Here is a 14376-nt window from a genome sequence, read left to right on the forward strand (position 1 = left end):
ACACCGGCAACTTCACCCGGAAGCAATAGCCGACGGAACCTCCACCAGCGACCTTGCGCCCACCCCCAGCCGGAAACGGACATAGCCTTACGAACTGCCCACTGAGAGCTTCGCGGTTGGGAGTGACCGCGAGTGGGCGCCACCCGGATTCTTGGACGCCTGACGGCCCAGGCGGGTCGAGGCCGGCGACTCTCTCGCAGGACCACGGAAAACACAACGGAGCGAGGGAGCCGGGGGGACCTCGCCTCCCCGGCCCCCTTCATCCTCTTTCTCCTTCCTGCAACGTCACCTGCCTACCGCCCAAGGCCCCTAATGGGCCATCAGCGAATTCGCGGGGACCGTACGGCTCGTGCCGTCCTTCAGGGTGATGGTGAAGGTGCCGGTGAGCAGGCCGTCGGGCTTGCCGCCGGGCCACCAGGCGGTCATGCGGCCATCCTCGACCGTGGCCCGGACGGTCTTCCCGTAGTCGCGTACGACGACCTCCTGCACGTCGGCGCCCACCGCCCCGACCACGTAGTTGAACTCGCTGTCGCCGCTGCCCCGGGCGCCGTAGGTGTCCAGATCGAGCCCGTCGGCGGGCAGCTTCACCACCGGGGAGATCGCCATCGCGAAGCCCGTCCCGTCCGAACCGGCCAGGCAGTACGACGCGTCGCCGGACCGGGTGACGACCATTGAGGCCACGTCGCCACGGATATCCGCGTTGCTGATCCGGGCGGTGCCGGTACCCTGTCCGGCCGTCAGGTCGAGGCACTGGTCCGCGGCGGCGGAGCCCTTGCCCTCGGCGGTGTCGAGCGCCTTGGGCGTGCCGGTCCAACTGACCAGCTCCGCCGAGGACACCGGTCCGTTGTCGCCCTGGTCCGGCAGCCCCCCGGTGACGAAGGTGAAGGCCGCGCCCGCGGCGCACGCGCTGGCCAGGGTGAAGGTCACCCGGCGCACGAGCGGGCGGCGGAAGACGGCGCCGGCCGAGCGGGCGGGCCGGCCGGTGTCGCCGAGGATCGTCCGCAGCAGGGTCTCCTCACGGTCAATCTCGTCGGCGGTCGGCTCGGTGCGCGGGGCGGCGTCGAGTGCGGTGAGGCGGGAGAGCAGGTCGTTGTTGTTCATGGTGGTCACGGACTCCTGTCAGTGGTTCGCGGCGAGCACGGGAGAAACAGCGGTGGCGGAGCCCAGGCGGGCGGCCAGCCGCCGCCTGGCCCTGGTGAGCCGCATCGCGTAGGCGGCGCGGCTGCACCCGAGGACCCTCGCGGCGTCCTTGGCGGACAGGTGCTCCCAGACGAGCAGCGCGAGGACTTCCTGATCCGCGGCGGCAAGTGACTGCCAGGCCGCCGCGAGGTCCATACGGTCGTCCGCGTGGGCCGTCGGGTCGACCGCCTGCGGCCGCGCGCCGAAGGCCTCACCGGCCCGCTGGACGCGCACCGCGAGCGCGGACTGCCGGCGCATCCCCCGCTGGGAGTTGAGCATCGCCTTGCGGGCAGTGCCGAACAGCCAGGGCCGCGGGTCGTCGGGCAGCTCACCGCGTCGGCGCCACGCGGTGAGGAACGTCTCCCCGACGATGTCGTCGACGTTCATCGGGTGAGCGCGCCGGCGCACGAACCTCAGCACGTCTTCGTAGTGAGCCCGATACACGTCCGTGAACTGGGCCTCGGTCTCGATGGGCATGGCTTCCTTCCGTAGCTTCTGCCCTTACGTGTCCACGACGGCCACAGGTGCAACAGGCCTTTCCTGAAACGAGTTTCCCTCCGTGAGGGGCGCGGGCTAAGGGTGGTTCGGGCTTGTTGGGGTCATGTGGCGAGCACGGCGTCCTTGCGTACGCGGGATACGCAGAAGGTGCCGTCTCGGAGCATGGCGAACAGGACGCTGATGCGTTGGCGGGCGCGGCGACCTCTGGTGCGGCCTACCGCCCATCCGCTCCCGGCGCGGGTCGGCGGCCTCGCACCGCGGTAACTCGATGGCGTGCGCGAACCGGTGCTCGCCGCGCTGAAGATCGCGACGCGCGAGGCGCACGGCCCACGCGAGGGGGCCACCCGGTGACGCAGTGCCGCTACCACTGCAGGCACAGAGTGATCAACTTGCCCCAGATGCAGCTCGCAGTCGCTCGACGTGCCGTCGCGGCGAAGCGCGGAGGAGCGGATCCCGCGGCAGAGGACCTGCGCATCGTCAAGCTCGACATCGTCCACGAGCTCCGTGCCCTCTGCAGCCTGCTCGGTTGGTGGATCGTCGCCGTGGTCCTCCAGACGGCCGCCGAAGGCTGGCTCATCGCGAACCTGACGGCGGCCCACGCCACGTGGACAGCGCTGGACGGGTTCTTCGTCTGGGCCGGGACTTCCTGGGGTTTCCTGGCTCTCTGGATCCACACCTGGACGTTCCACTCCCATGCGAAGCGTTACGAAGCCACGCTACGCAAGTTCCGCCCGCCCCTCCCGGATGATCCGGTTCGCGAGGAAGCCGAGGCGCTGGTCGCCTCCTCCCGGGCTTAGAAGTCATCTCACGCGGCCCGGCCGGACAAGGCGCTTCCGTCATGCCTGGACGTCCCGAGGTCAAGACGGGCGGCGCCCGACTGCCAAGAGATGCGAGCTCGCGGCCAGCAGTTCCGGGTACGGCTCGGCCATGCGCGCAGCGGTCGGGGCCGACTTGAACAGCGGCGTATCGACCACCGATTCACCGGTGTACTGCTCTGCCGCCTTCAACATCCCCCACGTTGGGCCCTCGATGCCAAAGACCTGAGCGTCGAACCCCGCGTCCTTCACCTCTTCGAGCAGTTGCTCGCCGGTGTGGAAGTAGGCCGCCGTGAATGCCTTCTTCCCATCGTGCACCTGAGTCCGGAGGATGTTCCCGATGCTCTCCTGCATCCGCTCCTTGTACAGATGCGCGAACGCCGTGTGCTCAAAGAGGCTCGCATAGCGGTTGATCCCGGCGGCAGCAAGCAGTCCTCCGGGGCGCAGGACACGGTATGCCTCAGCCAGGGCCCGATCCCGCTGGTCGCGCTCCAGGAGGTGGTAGAGGGGGCCGAGCAAGAGGACAACGTCGTAGGACTCCCTCCCTGCTGTGAGCTCCCGGGCATCGCCCAGTTCGACCGTGCGGCCCTTGATGCGCTTCGCCTGCTCGATGTGGCGGGGGACGGGGTCGACAAGGTGGACGTGGTGGCCATCCTCGGTCAGCCAGCGGGCGTGCGCGCCTGGACCGCCGCCGACGTCGAGCGGCCGTATGGTCGTGGCGCCGGTGGCCGTCTTACTTCTGGCCGCCGCGTCTTGATCCGCCGGAGCTGGACATGAAGATCAGGACTCATCGGGTCGTCCGGGACGGCGATGAGGTGTGCCCGGACGGCGAGGGCACCCGCTTCTTCGGCGTTCCCGCGTGGCGGATCTGCCTGGCCGTGTGCGCCGCGATGCCGATAGCGCTGCTCGCGTACACGTACACGACCCGCTGACCCGATCAGCGAAGGAGGGGGCGGCACCTCCGCACAGGTGCCGCCCCCTTCGCGGTCCGGAGTCGGCGATGGGGCTGAGGGTAGGGTGCCCCGGGCCGACTCCGGTGGTCTGGCTGGCCGGTTACCGCTCCATGACCGCCGCGCGGCCGGCTTCCAGGCGGGCGACCGGGATGCGGAACGGCGAGCAGGAGACGTAGTCCAGGCCCACCTCGTGGAAGAAGTGGACGGACTCCGGGTCGCCGCCGTGCTCCCCGCAGACGCCGAGCTTGAGGTCGGGGCGGGTGGCGCGGCCGGCCTCGGCGGCGCTGCGGACGAGGGAGCCGACGCCGTCCTTGTCGATGGTCTCGAAGGGGCTGACGCCGAAGATGCCCTTCTCCAGGTAGGCGGTGAAGAAACTCCCCTCGACGTCGTCGCGGGAGAAGCCCCAGACGGTCTGGGTGAGGTCGTTGGTGCCGAAGGAGAAGAAGTCGGCGGACTCGGCGATCTGAGCGGCGGTCAGCGCGGCGCGCGGCAGCTCGATCATGGTGCCGAGGGTGAGCTTGAGGTCCACACCCCGGGCCCGCTCCACCTCCTCGATGACCCGCTCGGCCTCCTCGCGGACGATCTCCAGCTCCTGGACCGTGCCGACCAGCGGAATCATGATCTCGACGCGCGGATCGGCCTTGGCGTTGCGGCGCTCGGCGGCGGCCTCCGCGATGGCCCGTACCTGCATGGCGAACAGGCCCGGGATGACGAGCCCGAGGCGCACCCCGCGCAGGCCGAGCATCGGGTTCTGCTCGTGCAGGCGGTGCACGGCCTGGAGCAGCCGCAGGTCGTTCTCGTTGTGGTCCTTGCGGGATTCGGCGAGCGCGACGCGCACCGACAGCTCGGTGATGTCGGGCAGGAACTCGTGGAGCGGCGGGTCGAGCAGCCGTACGGTGACGGGCAGGCCGTCCATCGACTCGAAGAGCTCGACGAAGTCGTCCTTCTGGAGCGGCAGCAGCGCGCCGAGGGCGGTCTCGCGCTCCTCGTCGGTGTGGGCGAGGATCAGCCGCTCGACCAGTTCGCGCCGCTCGCCGAGGAACATGTGCTCGGTGCGGCACAGGCCGATGCCCTGGGCCCCGAACCGCCGGGCGCGGTTGGCGTCCTCGGCGTTGTCGGCGTTGGCCCGCACCCGCAGCCGGCGTACTCGGTCGGCGTACGCCATGATCCGGTGTACGGCGCCGACCAGTTCGTCGGCGTCGTCGGCGCCCGCGTGCATCCGGCCCTCGAAGTACTCGACGACCGGGGACGGGACGACCGGCACCTCGCCGAGGTAGACCTTGCCGGAGGAGCCGTCGATCGAGATGACGTCGCCCTCCTCGATCACCAGCCCGTCCTTGCCGTCGAGGCCGGGCACCGTCATCCGGCGCCGCTTGGTGTCGACTTCGAGCTCCTCGGCGCCGCAGACACAGGTCTTGCCCATGCCGCGGGCGACCACGGCGGCGTGCGAGGTCTTGCCGCCCCGGGAGGTCAGGATGCCCTCGGCGGCGATCATGCCGTCGAGGTCGTCGGGGTTGGTCTCACGGCGGATGAGGATGACCTTCTCGCCGGACCGGGACCACTTGATGGCGGTGTACGAGTCGAAGACGGCCTTTCCGACGGCCGCGCCCGGCGAGGCGGCGATGCCCCGCCCCAGCTTGCGCACCGTGCCGCCGTTCGCCGCCTCCTCGTCGAAGCGCGGGAACATCAGCTGGGCGAGCTGCGCGCCGTTGACCCGGCGCAGCGCCTCGGCCTCGTCGATCAGGCCCTGGTCGACCAGCTGGGTGGCGATCCGGAAGGCGGCCCCGGCGGTGCGCTTGCCGACGCGGGTCTGGAGCATCCACAGCTTGCCGCGCTCGATGGTGAACTCGATGTCGCACAGGTCCAGGTAGTGGTTCTCGAGGGTCTCCATGATCCGCATGAGCTCGTCGTACGAGCCCTTGTCGATCTGTTCGAGGTCGGCGAGCGGAACGGTGTTACGGATACCGGCCACGACGTCCTCGCCCTGCGCGTTCTGCAGGTAGTCGCCGTAGACGCCCTGCTGGCCGCTGGCCGGGTCGCGGGTGAAGGCGACGCCGGTGCCCGAGTCGGGGCCGAGGTTGCCGAAGACCATGGAGCAGATGTTGACCGCGGTGCCCAGGTCGTGCGGGATGCGCTCCTGGCGGCGGTAGAGCTTGGCGCGGTCGCCGTTCCACGAGTCGAAGACCGCCCGCACCGCGAGGTCCATCTGCTCGCGCGGCTCCTGCGGGAAGCTGTGTCCCGTCTCCTTGGCGACGATGTCCTTGAACTCGCCGACCAGCCGCTTGAGGTCACCGGCGTCCAGGTCGACGTCGACGGTCACGCCCTTGGCACGCTTGGTCTCCTCCAGCGCCTCCTCGAAGAGGTCGCCGTCCACGCCGAGCACCGTCTTGCCGAACATCTGGATCAGGCGGCGGTAGGAGTCCCATGCGAACCGCTCGTCGCCCGCCTGGGCTGCCAGGCCGGCCACCGAGTCGTCGGAGAGCCCGATGTTCAGGACGGTGTCCATCATGCCGGGCATCGAGAACTTCGCCCCGGAGCGTACGGAGACCAGCAGCGGGTCGTCCGCCTGGCCGAGCTTCTTGCCCATCTTGTTCTCGAGGGCGTCGAGGTGCGCACTCACCTCGTCGCGCAGGGCGGCCGGCTCCTCACCACTGGCGAGGTAGACCTTGCATGCCTCCGTGGTGATGGTGAAACCCGGTGGCACGGGGAGACCGAGATTGGTCATCTCGGCGAGGTTGGCGCCCTTCCCGCCGAGCAAGTCCTTGAGATCCTTGTTGCCCTCGGTGAAGTCGTAAACGAACTTCTGCTGATCTTGTGTTTCCGGCACGGGACTCGATCTCCTCGGCTCGGCTGCCCTGACGGCGGGGAGCGTACCCAGATCAAAGGCTTCTGAGCATGTGCACTCCCCCGTCATTCGGCCGTAACCACCCGCCTGCCACGAGTTCGAAAGTCACTCGTACGAAACAGCCCGCTTCTCAGCTACTTCAAGAACCGAACACACGCCCACGCTGCGCGCACCCGGAAGGCGATGCATGTCGCTGTGCGTAATCATTGGTTCGAGGTGTCGAACATCAACAGATGGCACGGAGTGCCATGACTTGGAGAGGTGAGCACGGCCCCCGATCGCCGGATCACCCCGAGGTGTCCGCTCATATGAGCGAGGAGGCTATCAGAGTGGCGAGAATCACGCGCCCTGACGGTCCCTCATCTCGCCTTTTGGATACAACGAGTGGGGGTCTGCTCAAATGAGCACGCCCAGATGAGCAGAGTCGGGGCAGGCCGGGACGGCGGGTCGGCGCGACGGGTCAGGGCGGCGGGCCGTGGCGGGTCGGGGCGGCTTCAGGCGAGCGCCGTGAGCCGGGCGTCCGCCCGCTCCGGGGAGTACAGCGACTCCACGACCATCGCGGCGGCCCCGACCAGGCTCGCGCGGTCGCCGAGCCGGGAGGTGACCACCTGGAGATTGGCCGTGGTGCGCGGCAGCGCCCGCTGATACAGCAGTTCCCGCACGCCGGTCAGAAACGGCACCCCGGCCAGGTCCCCGCCCACCATCAGCACCCCCGGGTTCAGCAGCGTGACCACGGTGACCAGCACCTCCCCGACCCGCCGCCCGGCATCCCGCGCCATCCGCACCGCCGTCGGGTCGCCTTCCGCCAGCAGCCCGCGCACATCCGAGCCGGAGGTGGCGGGCCGCCCCGCCGCGCTCAGGTCCCGGGCCAGCGCCCGCCCGCTGGCCACCGCCGCCAGACAGCCGTACGAGCCGCACATGCACAGCGCGTCGGGGCGGTCGTGCAGCCGGATGTGGCCGATGTCCCCGGCCCCGCCGTCGATGCCGCGGTAGATCTCGCCGCCGACGACCACCCCGGCGCCTATCCCGGTGGAGACCTTGACCAGGACGAACGCCGAGCAGTCGGGGTAGCCGGCGCGCTGCTCCCCGTACGCCATCAAATTGGCGTCGTTGTCGACCAGCACGGGCACCGGGGTGGCCCCCGCGACCTTCTCGGTGAAGGCGCGCCGGGCCCGCTCCCCGATCGGGTAGCGGTCCCAGCCCGGCATGATCGGCGGCTGCACGGCCTGCCCGCTCTCCCAGTCCACCGGGCCCGGGACGGAGAGACCGATGCCGCAGACCCGCCCCGGGTCGCTCCCGGCCCGCTCCAGCAGCGGCCCGAACCACCCGCCCACCTCGTCCAGCACCCGCTCGGGGCCGTCCGCTATGTCCAGCGGCGCGGTGTGCTCGGCCATCGGGGTGCCCGCCAGGTCCAGGACGGCGGCCCGCCCGTGCCGGGTCTCCAGATTGACGGCCAGCACCACGGCGTGGCCGGGGTCGAACTCCAGCCGGGCGGAGGGGCGCCCCCCGGTGGAGGTGGAGCCCGCGCTGCCGCGCACCCAGCCCGCCCGGAAGAGCTGGTCCAGGCGGTGCCCGACGGTGGACCTGGACAGCCCGGTGGCGACCTGCAGCTCGCCGCGCGTGGTGGCCCGCCCGCTGCGGATCAGCTGAAGCAGGTGGCCCGCACTGGCCTGGGTCCCGGTGCTGCCCGCCATCTCGCTCCTCGCGGTCGTCTGTGGTCGGCCGTATGCCTAACCCTTGTCCGCGCCGCTGGTCAGGCCCTCGGTCAACAGTCGCTCGGCGGCGAAGAACAGCAGCACCACCGGGAGGGTGAGCACCACCGATCCGGCCATCAGGACCGTCTTGGAGACCTCGACACCGCCCGCGAGCTGCTGGAGGCCCAGGGAGACGGTCCACCGGTCGGGTTCGGCAGCGAGGAAGAGCAGCGCGAAGAGGAATTCGTTCCAGGCGATCATAAAGATGTACAGGCCGGTCGCCATAAGGGAGGGCAGCACGAGCGGCAGGACGACCTTGCGGACCGTCTGCAGCCGCGAGCAGCCGTCCAGCACCGCGGCCTCCTCGACGCTGTACGGGACGGTGGCGAAGTAGTTCTTCATCATGTACACCGATACCGGCACGGTCTGCGCGACGTAGACGATCGCGAGCCCCACCAGGCTGCCCTGTAGTCCCAGCTTGGCGAACATGACGAACAACGGCACGGCCAGCAGCGTCGCGGGGAACAGATACACCGCGAGAAACAGCGCCCCGACCTGGCGGCTGCCGAAGAACCTCAGCCTGCTGACGGCATACGCGCCGGGCACCGCCGCCAGCAGGGTCAGCGCGACCGTGCCGAGCGAGACCAGCGCGGAGTTCAGCAGCATCCGCAGAAAGCCCTGGCCGCCCTCGTCGGCCGGTTTGAGGACGCTGCGGTAGGTGTCGAGGGTGAAGTCCTTCGCGGACACCCACAGGCTGCCGGGGTCCAGCAGCAGCGCGTCGATCGGCTTCACCGACAGCAGCAGCATGTAGCCGAACGGCACGATGGTGATCAGCCCGAGAAAGGCGATCACCACCCAGCGGGCCACGGCGAAGAAGCGCTCCTCGAACTGCGCACGGCTCATCGGGCGGCCCTCCCAGCGGCTCGCCGGCGGGCTCGGCGGGCTGGTCGGAGGGGTCTTCGGGCGGCTCATTTGGCTGCCTCCTCCTGGGTCTTACGGGCGAAGAAGACGAAGTAGACGCCGAGCAGGGCCATCAGCACCGCGGCGAGGACGAGCGCCTGGGCGGAGGCCGCCCCGACGTCGTAGCGCGAGGTGAGGAAGTCGTAGACCCGCACCGCGACCACATCCGTCCCGGCGCCGCCGCCGGTGAGCAGATAGACGTCGTCGAACTTGTTGAAGGTCATGATGAAGCGCAACACGCTCAGCAGCGCGATCACCGGCATCAGCTGCGGCAGCAGAATGTGCCTCAGCCGCTGGCTGGGCGTGGCGCCGTCCACTTTGGCCGCCTCCTCCAGGCCGGGCGGCACCGCCTGCAGCCGGGCCAGCAGGAACAGGAAGGCGAAGGGGAAGTAGCGCCAGATCTCGAAGGCGATGACGGTGAGCAGGGCCAGCGGCACGTCGAAGCCCACCCCCAGCAGGTGCACGGTGTACTGGCGAGTGGACAGGAAGGCGATCGGGTCGTCCCAGCCGAAGAGCTTCGCGCCCCACGCGTTGACGATGCCGTACTGCGGGCTGAGCGCGACCTGCCAGACGAAGGCGACGGCGACGACCGGGGCGACATACGGCAGCAGCATGGCCCCGCGCAGCAGCCCCCGGCCGCGGAACGGCCGGCGCAGCGCGAGGGCGGCGACCAGGCCGAGGGCGATCGAGCCGAAGGTGGCCCCCACGGTGTACAGGAGGGTGGTCCACAGGGAGGACCAGAAGCCGGGCGAGTCGAAGACGGACGCGAAGTTGTCCAGGGTCCAGTGGCCGAACAGGCCCATGCCCTGGATGTCGATGAGCCGGGCGCGCTGGAAGGCCAGCAGCACGGTCCACAGGATGGGCAGCACGACCACGACCAGCACCACCACGAAGGTGGGGGTGACAAAGGCGAGGCCCGCGCGGTTCTCGCGCCGGGCGGCGGTGAGGCGTCGGGGGCCGGGGGCCGGTGCGCGGCGGGCGGCGGGGGCGGGACTGGAGTCGGAAGCGGGGCGGGTAACGGTCATCGCAGGGACCTCCGCAGGGCGGTGACTTCCTCGGCCGCGTCGTGCGCGGCCCGGTCGGGCGGGAGTTGGCCGCCGGTCATGGCGGAGATGATTTTGGGGATGGGCAGTTCGCCGTTGAGCGCGCCGACCAGGGCGCCCTCGCCCTGCTCGATCCCCCAGCGCTTGATCCTGCCGACGCCCGCCGCGAGCTCGTCGAGCAGCGTGTCGGGAAAGACCTCGTTCATCGGCTTCCTGACATCGACGCCCATGTCGCTGGCGCGCCAGGCGCGCCGGTAGCGGTCGGGGGAGGCGACGGTGCCGGTGCGGACGGGGATCTTGCCCTCGGGCGCCATGCCGAACCAGTCCTCGTAGCCCGAGGTCATCATGTACGTGAGGAAGGTCTTCGTCGCCTCGGTCTCGGCGGTCCTGGTCACGGTCCAGGAGGTGACATCGCCGAACTGAGCGGCCTCCCGGCCGTCGGGGCCCTTCAGCGCCGTGACGATCCCGCTGTTGTCGGCGAGGAACGAGCGGTCGCCCGCGCACTGGGGACAGCTGGGCAGGGCGTCCTTGCGCAGCCCCGCGAGCTCGTCCAGAAGGAACGACGACCAGACGACCATCGCCGACTTCCCGGAGAAGTAGGTGGCGCGGGTGGAGTCGACGGTCTGGGTGCCGGGCGCGCCGTGCCGCCGGGCCAGGGTGTCGTACGTGGTGAAGGCGGTGCGGCAGGCAGGGGAGGCCAGCGCTACGTCTCCCTCGCCGTCTTCCGCGTCGTCGATGAGCCGGCAGCCGTTGGCGAGGGCCAGGCTCTCGAAGCTCTGCTGGGTGAAGACGTCCGCCGGGTCGGTGGCGGCGGAGATCCCGTCCCGGCCGCGGACGTCCAGCCGGTCGGCGGCGCGCAGCAGGTCGCGGTAGCTGTCGGGGGCCGGCAGACCGTCCCGCTGGAACAGGTCCTTGCGGTAGACGAGCAGCTGCAGCCAGGCGTCAGACGGTACGCCGAGCCGGGTGCCCCGGTCGGAGGCGAGGCGGAGGGCGTTGGCGTCGAAGGTGCCGGGGCCGAGCCGCTTGATCACCTCGCCCGGGACGCGGGTGTCGACCAGGCCGTTGCTGTACATCTGCCACATCTGGCCCAGCGGGAGGGCGGCAATCGCATCGGGGAGCCGTCCAGCGGCCGCCGCGGACATGATCATCTGGGGCAGCTGGGCCTCGCTCACCCCCACCAGCTTGACGCTGATGCCGGTCTTCTCCTCGAACCGGTCGACGATCTTCTGGGTGGCCGCCATCCGCGGCGGCAGGCTCTCCAGTGACCACACCGTGAGCTTGTTGTCGGGCTTGTCCGTCGCGCCGCTCGAGCACCCGGCCAGCAGGCCGATGCCCAGTGCCGCGGCTATCCCGGCTGCGGTCGCCTTCGACCGCCGGGTCCACAGTCGCATCTCAGTCCTCACGCGCCACTTATGCTTGTGAGCAACGCATCACAGCATCAGTTTTGCGTATTGACAAGACATAAGCCTGAGATATCTTCGCCGTAACAGCAATGACGAAGCCCAGCAAGGCGAAGTCCAGTAACGGCGAAGTCCAGTAACGGCGAAGCCACGACCCCTCGGACGGAGTCCTTCGTGGAAAGCGGCGAGCTCTTCCAACCCGCGCCGATGCGACTGCTGCGCGGCGCCCGGCGGGTGCTCCTGGAGAACTGGACCGGCACCTCCACGGTCCCCTCGCGCGGACTGTACCCGCACCAGTGGAGCTGGGACTCGGCGTTCATCGCCATCGGGCTGCGCCATCTGTCGGTGCGCCGCGCCCAGCGCGAGCTGGAGACCCTGCTGGCCGCCCAATGGGGCGACGGCAGGATCCCGCACATCGTCTTCAACCCGGCGGTGCCGCTGGACGCGTACTTCCCGAGCCCCGACTTCTGGCGCTCCTCCAGCGCGGGCGCGGCGCTCGGCGCCCCCTCGGGCATCGAGACCTCCGGCATCGTCCAGCCACCGGTCCACGCGCTCGCCTGCCGGTTGGTGCACCTGACCGACCCTCGGGCCTCGGCCCGCCGCGGCTTCCTGGCCCGAATGTACCCACGGCTCGCGGCCTGGCACCGCTACCTCGCCGAGTCCCGGGACCTGGGCGGCCACGGGCTGGTGTCCGTGGTCCACCCCTGGGAGCCCGGCATGGACAACAGCCCCTGCTGGGACGCCCCGCTGGCGCGGGTCGAGCCAGCCTCGCCCGGCACCTTCCGCCGCGCCGACCTCGACCACGGCGCGGCCGCCGACCGGCCCACCGACCTGGACTACGGCCGCTATGTGCGGCTCGCCGCCGACTACCGGGACCGCGGCTACCGCGACGACGGCCCTACGGCTGCGAAGGCGCCCGCCTTCGCCGTGGAGGACCCCGGGGTCAACGCGCTGCTGATCGCCTCCGAGCACGCCCTGGCCGAGATCGCCGCCGTCATCGGCGCCGACCCGGCGCCCCACCGAGCACAGGCACGGCGGCTCACCGCCGCCCTGGTCGAGCGCCTGTGGGACCCGGCCGCCGGGCTGTTCCTGTGCCGTGACCTGCGCGGCGGAGCCGACGTAGGCAGCGGTGCGGACATACCCGGCGGAACGAACGCAGGCGGGACGAACGTAGGTGGCGCGAACGCAGGCGGCGCGAACGCAGGCGGCGCGCTGATCCCCGAGCTCAGCGCCGCGGGCCTGCTGCCGCTGATCGTGCCCGACCTCCCGCGCGAGATCGCCGCCGCCCTGATCCGCACCGCGTCGGGCCCCCACTTCGGCCTGGGCACCTCGGTGCGTCTCGTGCCCAGCTACGACCTGCTGGGGCACGCCTTCGACCCGTACCGCTACTGGCGCGGCCCCGCCTGGTTCAACGTCAACTGGCTGATGGAGCGCGGCCTGCGGCAGCACGGCGCGGTGGACCGGGCCGACGCGCTGCGCTCCACCGCCCTCGACGTGGCCGTCTCTTCCGGTTTCGCCGAGTACGTCGACCCGTACACCGGCGAGGCACGCGGCACCCGCGACTTCGGCTGGACGGCGGCGCTGGCGCTTGACCTGCTGGTCACCTCGGGCGAGGCAGACGCGGACCTGGTGGCGTCCGAGCGGGAGATGGCGACCGAAGCGGACTGACTACGCGGACCGCGGGCTGCCGCAGCGCCACGGGCCGCGTCCGCGAGAACCGCGCCCCAGGTCAGCCGCCGGAGGTGTCCAGCTCCGCGTCGGCGCTGACGCCCGCGCAGTCGTACGGGTCGTCCAGCCAGCCGTCCGGCAGCACCACGCGGTTGCGGCCGGAGGTGCGCCCGCGCGGGCCGTCCGCGCCCGTCGGCCACTCCTGGTCCAGGTCCAGCTCGCCGAGCAGCGCGTCCAGCTCGGCCAGGGACGAGGTGATCGCCAGCCGCTTGCGCATCTCGGAGCCGACCGAGAAGCCCTTGGTGTACCAGGCGACGTGCTTGCGGAAGTCGATGACGCCCCGCTCCTCGTCCTCCAGCCACTGGGCCAGCAGCTCGGCATGGCGGCGCATGACCGCCGCGACCTCCTTGAGGGTCGGCCGAGCCGGGGCGCCGCCGCCCTCGAAGGCCGCCACCAGGTCACCGAACAGCCACGGCCGCCCCAGGCAGCCGCGCCCCACGACCACGCCGTCGCAGCCCGTCTCGCGCATCATCCGCACCGCGTCGTCCGCCGACCAGATGTCGCCGTTGCCCAGCACCGGGATCTCGGGGACGGCCTCCTTCAGCCGGGCGATGGCGTCCCAGTCGGCGGTGCCGCCGTAGTGCTGCGCCGCCGTACGGCCGTGCAGCGCGATGGCGGTCACGCCCTCCTCGACCGCGATACGGCCCGCGTCGAGGTAGGTGATGTGGTCGTCGTCGATGCCCTTGCGCATCTTCATCGTCACCGGCAGCGGGCCCGCGCCGGTCACGGCCTCGCGCAGGATCGAGCGCAGCAGGTGGCGCTTGTACGGGAGCGCCGAGCCGCCGCCCTTGCGGGTGACCTTGGGCACCGGGCAGCCGAAGTTGAGGTCGATGTGGTCGGCCAGGTCCTCCTCGACGATCATCCGTACGGCCTTGCCGACGGTCACCGGGTCCACCCCGTACAGCTGGATGGAGCGGGGCTTCTCGGTCCCGTCGAAGTGGATCAGCCGCATGGTCTTGGCGTCGCGCTCGACCAGCGCCCGGGTCGTGATCATCTCGCTCACGAACAGCCCCTTGCCTCCGCTGAACTCGCGGCAGAGGGTGCGGAACGGCGCATTGGTGATCCCGGCCATGGGCGCGAGCACCACCGGCGGGGTCACCGTGTGCGGTCCGATCTGCAGCTGCGTGGCGGTCATGGAAGAGGTGTCCTCGGGTATGGGCTCGGGTACGGGACTCGGGTACGGGGTCAGGAGGGAGGCCAGCTCTCATTGTCCCGCACGTGGCGTTCCGCGTACGCCACGGGGGATCGTCCCGACCGTTCG

The 14376-nt window shown here is 70.6% G+C and carries 11 protein-coding genes and 1 pseudogene; 3 read left to right on the plus strand and 9 right to left on the minus strand.

All coding sequences use genetic code 11. From position 1 onward, the window contains the following. Positions 1-309: 309 nt before the first annotated feature. Positions 310-1101, minus strand: a complete 792-nt coding sequence (locus ACH4U7_RS18535) for a hypothetical protein (protein WP_398529403.1) — start codon at positions 1099-1101, stop codon at positions 310-312. Between the two features lie 18 nt (positions 1102-1119). Then, positions 1120-1656, minus strand: coding sequence for an RNA polymerase sigma factor (locus ACH4U7_RS18540; RefSeq protein ID WP_398528972.1), 537 nt, complete (start codon positions 1654-1656; stop codon positions 1120-1122). Between the two features lie 419 nt (positions 1657-2075). Between ACH4U7_RS18540 and ACH4U7_RS18545 the strand changes: the two genes are divergently transcribed. After that, a complete protein-coding gene (locus ACH4U7_RS18545) occupies positions 2076-2474 on the plus strand; it encodes a hypothetical protein (RefSeq protein WP_398528973.1) in 399 nt (132 codons plus the stop codon). Positions 2475-2534: 60 nt separating this feature from the next. On the opposite strand, the pseudogene ACH4U7_RS18550 reads toward ACH4U7_RS18545, so the two are convergent. Further along, positions 2535-3200 (minus strand): annotated as a pseudogene (locus ACH4U7_RS18550) (class I SAM-dependent methyltransferase); the annotation flags it as partial. A gap of 65 nt (positions 3201-3265) precedes the next feature. Here ACH4U7_RS18550 and ACH4U7_RS18555 point away from each other — a divergent pair. Continuing rightward, the gene (locus tag ACH4U7_RS18555) at positions 3266-3424 is read left to right on the plus strand and encodes a hypothetical protein (protein WP_398528974.1); all 159 of its coding nucleotides are present in this window, start codon (positions 3266-3268) and stop codon (positions 3422-3424) included. A 121-nt stretch (positions 3425-3545) separates the two neighbouring features. On the opposite strand, the gene ppdK is transcribed toward ACH4U7_RS18555, so the two are convergent. The 5 genes from ppdK to ACH4U7_RS18580 all read right to left on the minus strand — a co-directional run bounded on the left by ppdK (position 3546) and on the right by ACH4U7_RS18580 (position 11378). Then, the gene (ppdK, locus tag ACH4U7_RS18560; protein ID WP_398528975.1) at positions 3546-6272 is read right to left on the minus strand and encodes a pyruvate, phosphate dikinase; all 2727 of its coding nucleotides are present in this window, start codon (positions 6270-6272) and stop codon (positions 3546-3548) included. Positions 6273-6784: 512 nt separating this feature from the next. Beyond that, entirely contained in the window at positions 6785-7984 is a 1200-nt protein-coding gene (locus tag ACH4U7_RS18565) for an ROK family protein (protein WP_398528976.1), read from the minus strand. A 36-nt stretch (positions 7985-8020) separates the two neighbouring features. Continuing rightward, on the minus strand, positions 8021-8887 hold the full coding sequence (locus tag ACH4U7_RS18570; RefSeq protein WP_398529404.1) for a carbohydrate ABC transporter permease: 867 nt from the start codon (positions 8885-8887) through the stop codon (positions 8021-8023). Positions 8888-8952: 65 nt separating this feature from the next. Further along, entirely contained in the window at positions 8953-9969 is a 1017-nt protein-coding gene (locus ACH4U7_RS18575; protein ID WP_398528977.1) for a carbohydrate ABC transporter permease, read from the minus strand. After that, the gene (locus ACH4U7_RS18580; protein ID WP_398528978.1) at positions 9966-11378 is read right to left on the minus strand and encodes an ABC transporter substrate-binding protein; all 1413 of its coding nucleotides are present in this window, start codon (positions 11376-11378) and stop codon (positions 9966-9968) included. The genes ACH4U7_RS18575 and ACH4U7_RS18580 overlap by 4 nt, the downstream gene beginning before the upstream one ends. Positions 11379-11594: 216 nt before the next feature. On the opposite strand from ACH4U7_RS18580, the gene ACH4U7_RS18585 reads away from it, so the two are divergent. Further along, positions 11595-13055: an MGH1-like glycoside hydrolase domain-containing protein gene (locus ACH4U7_RS18585; protein WP_398529405.1), complete on the plus strand. Its 1461-nt coding sequence runs from the start codon at positions 11595-11597 to the stop codon at positions 13053-13055. 61 nt (positions 13056-13116) lie between these two features. Here the strand turns inward: ACH4U7_RS18585 and dusB are convergent, their stop codons facing one another. Then, the gene (gene dusB / locus ACH4U7_RS18590) at positions 13117-14250 is read right to left on the minus strand and encodes a tRNA dihydrouridine synthase DusB (protein WP_398528979.1); all 1134 of its coding nucleotides are present in this window, start codon (positions 14248-14250) and stop codon (positions 13117-13119) included. Positions 14251-14376: the final 126 nt, after the last annotated feature.

The sequence above is a fragment of the Streptomyces sp. NPDC020845 genome, from assembly GCF_044334165.1.
GTDB lineage: Bacteria > Actinomycetota > Actinomycetes > Streptomycetales > Streptomycetaceae > Streptomyces.